Source organism: Pseudomonas sp. GM80 (assembly GCF_000282515.1).
Taxonomy (GTDB): Bacteria; Pseudomonadota; Gammaproteobacteria; order Pseudomonadales; family Pseudomonadaceae; genus Aquipseudomonas.
Genome location: NZ_AKJD01000141.1, coordinates 1 through 3,627 on the forward strand (window position 1 = coordinate 1; position 3,627 = coordinate 3,627).

The 3,627-nt window shown below is 60.3% G+C and carries 2 protein-coding genes; both read left to right on the forward strand.

Features of this window, described 5'->3' with window-relative positions; all coding sequences use genetic code 11:
- The first annotated feature begins 190 nt into the window (after positions 1–190).
- Complete coding sequence (locus PMI37_RS19950) at positions 191–1,480, forward strand: hypothetical protein (protein WP_008084266.1); 1,290 nt, start codon at positions 191–193, stop codon at positions 1,478–1,480.
- A 49-nt stretch (positions 1,481–1,529) separates the two neighbouring features.
- Complete coding sequence (locus PMI37_RS19955; RefSeq protein WP_008084268.1) at positions 1,530–3,488, forward strand: DUF1302 domain-containing protein; 1,959 nt, start codon at positions 1,530–1,532, stop codon at positions 3,486–3,488.
- Positions 3,489–3,627: the final 139 nt, after the last annotated feature.

Consider the following 3,627-nt stretch of genomic DNA (forward strand, 5'->3'; position numbering starts at 1 on the left):
TGCGATCTGTTGATCTTGTTTTTCAAGATCAACATCAAAAGATCGCAGCCTGCGGCAGCTCCTACAGGGATCGTGTTGAGGTTTGAATTGGCGCCATCGGAGAGTTTTTCTGGTGAGATCGGACAGTGTCAGCGGCGAGGTCGGTTGTTAGGCTCATCCCTCACAGCCTCTCCAATAAGAACCACAAGCAATGAAGCTGACCTTCCTCCTGTTGCTGCTTTGTGCAACGGCCCCGAGCGCCTGGGGCTGGTCGAACCATACGGTGGGCAGCTATCTGGCGTTGCAGGATCTGCCGGCCTTGCGCGACGCGCCACAGGTCGAAGTCGAGCCGCTGGAAGCCTTTCTTGCGCAGCAATACGAGGCTGTGAGTGCGCTGCTGGAGGAACAGGAAACCTTCGCCCGCGAACACTTCGTCCAATATCCACCACGCCCCGACGCGCTGAAATTACCGGCCACGCCGAGTGACAATCTGCGCCACGACTTCCTCACGGCATTGCGCATCAATCCCGAGATTTACCTGGCGATGGTCATCCAGCCATTACCCGGCAAAGACCTGCCCGAGCGCGAGCATTTGCAGGCCAATCAAGTCATGGTCGAACAAACCCTCTCACCGTGGAATCGCGAGCGCTTCATCGTTGTCGCCGACCACGAAAAAGTCGCGCCGCTTGCGGTGCTGGCCAGCGCCGCTGATGAGCCGGATTACGGCCACGACATCAACCTGTTCAGCGACAACCCCGGTGCAGTCGGCGCGGTCTATGGCTTCGGCCCGCAGCCGTTCGGCGATGCGCGTTTCCAGTACAGCTCGCAGGCGCCGTTTCACATGGGCTTCTTCCATGAAAGCGCGGTGGTTTACGCGGCTGCCGGTTTCCTTGAACGCAGTTGGCCGGACTGGCGCGCGTATCAATACATGGGGCTGGCGCGCCTGGCGTTTGCCAGCGGTCATTCGTATTGGGGTTATCGCTTTCTCGGCTGGGGCCTGCACCACATTCAGGACCTGACCCAGCCCTATCACGCCAAGCCATTGCCGGGAGTCGACCTCGCCAGTCTGCTGCTGCTGGAAGGCAAGGCAATCGCCGGTTTCGCCGAGGACAAACAGGCCTCCATCGAGCGCGTCGCCACGCGGCACATGGAAGTGGAGAAGTACCAGTCGACGTGGCTGCGCCGTTTGCTGCGCGCCGGCCAGCCGCATCCGATGCTCGACGCTTACGCCGATGTCGCCCAAGACGAAACGTATCCGCCGTACTCGGTCGACTACCTGCGCGAAGTGGTCAGCGCCGAGTCCGTCAATGACTCCGCAGCGTTTGATGAAGCCATCGGGCAGTGGCTGGAAACGGCGCCAGCGACCAGCGATTTCAGCAGCGGCAATCAGCTGCAACGGGAAAATTTCGATCACCCGGCTCTCAACCAGCAACTGTTCAAGCTGCTGGGGCATTTCGGCGCGCACAGCCGGATCTACGTCAGTGCGGGATTGGCGCCCTAGCCCTCGCGGCAGGACAAAAAAAAATAAAAAAACAGGGAAGGAGGAACACATGATCAACACTCGATTGCGCCTGACGGGCGCCGCGCTCCCCGGTGTCGGCCTGGCCGGGCTGCTGCAACTGTGCGCAGTCGATGGCGCACACGCGGTGGAATTCAGCGTGCTCGACAAACAGGTCACCGGCTCGTTCGACACGACTTTGTCCTATGGCCGTTTGTGGCGGGTGCAGGGGCGCGATAAAACCAACGATGACGTCAACACCAACGACGGCAATCGCAACTTCGACACTGGGCTGGTCTCCGAGGTGTACAAGATCACCTCCGAGCTTGAGGCCAACTACCAGAACTACGGCGTGTTCATGCGCGGCACCGCGTTCTACGACACGCAACTGATGGACAAGCGCAACAATTACTACGACAACAACAGCCCCTCGCAACCTAGCCAGAGTTATCCGCAGGACGACCACTTCACCGGCCAGACCCGCGACATCGCCGGCAGCCGCATCGAGATGCTCGACGCCTACGTGCATGGCAGTTGGGACGTCGCGCAGATGCCGGTGACCGCGCGTGTCGGCCGTCAGGTCTTCAACTGGGGCGAGGGGATTTTCTATCGCGGCGGCATCAACACCACCAACCCGGTGGACGCGGCGAAGTACCGACTGCCCGGCGCGGAAGTGAAGGAAGTGTTGGTGCCGGTGGAGGCGCTGAGCTTCAACCTCGGCCTCACCGATTCGCTGACGATGGAGAGTTTCTACCAGACCAACTGGAAGGAAACCCGCATCGATCCGGTCGGCACCTTCTACTCGCAAACCGACTTGTTCGCTGACGGCGGCAACACCGGTTACAACAACTTCAGCGGCACGGCGCTCGATACGCCGGTGCCGGGGTTTGGCAACGTTATCGGCCTGTACAGCGCGTTGGGCAACAACCCGTTGCTCAATCCGGTTTTGCAGACCACTGGCCTGTACGCCAACGGCGTGACGCCGGCTTACGGCAACACGCTGAAGGTGGCGTCGGTCGGCAAGGACTACAACGCGCGCAACGATGGCCAGTTCGGCTTCGCCTTTCGTTACATCGCCGAGCAGCTCAACAGCACCGAGTTCGGTTTGTACATGGTCAATTACCACGCCAAGGAACCGACCATTGCGGCAGATCTGGGCGGCTACAACGGCATCGACATGAACGCCCTGACCAACCTGTTGGCCGGTGTTGCGGGCGATCAGGCGGGAGCGCTCGCCAACGGTCTGGCCACCGCCGATGTGATGGGCAACATTCAGGCGCATCGTCGCTATGCCGAAGACATTCGCATGTACGGTTTCAGCTTCAACACCACGCTGGGCGAGGCCTCGGTGTTCGGTGAAATCGCTTATCGGCCGAATCTGCCGATCGGCGTCGCGGCGACCAACGATTTGATCGGCGACCTGGCCAACGGTGCGGCTGTGGCGGTGACGGGCCGGTCAATCAACGTCGGCGGGCAGATGGTCAATCTCAACAGCGAGATCAACAACGCCGAGCGCGTCGAAGCGTTCAACACCTCGCTGGGCACCATTTACAACTTCGGCCCGACGGCTTCGTTCGACTCGCTGTTCGGTATCTTCGAACTGGCCTCCGAACACCTGCGCGGCAGCAGCCTGCAATACACCGCTTATGACGGCAGCACGCGTTATTACGCGGGTACCGGTAACTATTCCTATGTGTCGGGCGGTGATCGCGACGATCAGGTCAACCGTGATTCCTACAGCTACACGGCGATGCTCAACGGCACGTGGAACGACGTGTACGCCGGGGTCAACGTCTCGCCTTACGTGGTTTACAAGGATGACTTCAAGGGCAACAGCTATCAGGCCGGCAACACCATCGAAGGTCGCAAGGCCTACACGCTGGGGATCAAGGCCAACTACCAGAACAAGCTCGAAGCCGAACTGCAATACACCGAGTTCTACGGCGGCGGACAAAACAACGGCATCCGCGACCGCGACAACGTCGGGTTCAACCTCAAGTATTTCCTTTGATTGCCCAGAACAAAACTTGCGGCACCCCGTCCCCCTGTGGGAGCGGGCTTGCCCGCGATGACGGCAGCACATTCGACATCAATGGTGGCTGACCCACCGCAATCGCTGGCAAGTCGAGTCGTCGCACCGCAGCTCCCAC

What these genes read in the sequence shown, in the direction of transcription:
- PMI37_RS19950 (WP_008084266.1), top strand. Translation starts at nt 191, where the DNA reads ATGAAGCTGACCTTCCTCCTGTTGCTGCTTTGTGCAACGGCCCCGAGC.
- PMI37_RS19955 (WP_008084268.1), top strand. Translation starts at nt 1,530, where the DNA reads ATGATCAACACTCGATTGCGCCTGACGGGCGCCGCGCTCCCCGGTGTC.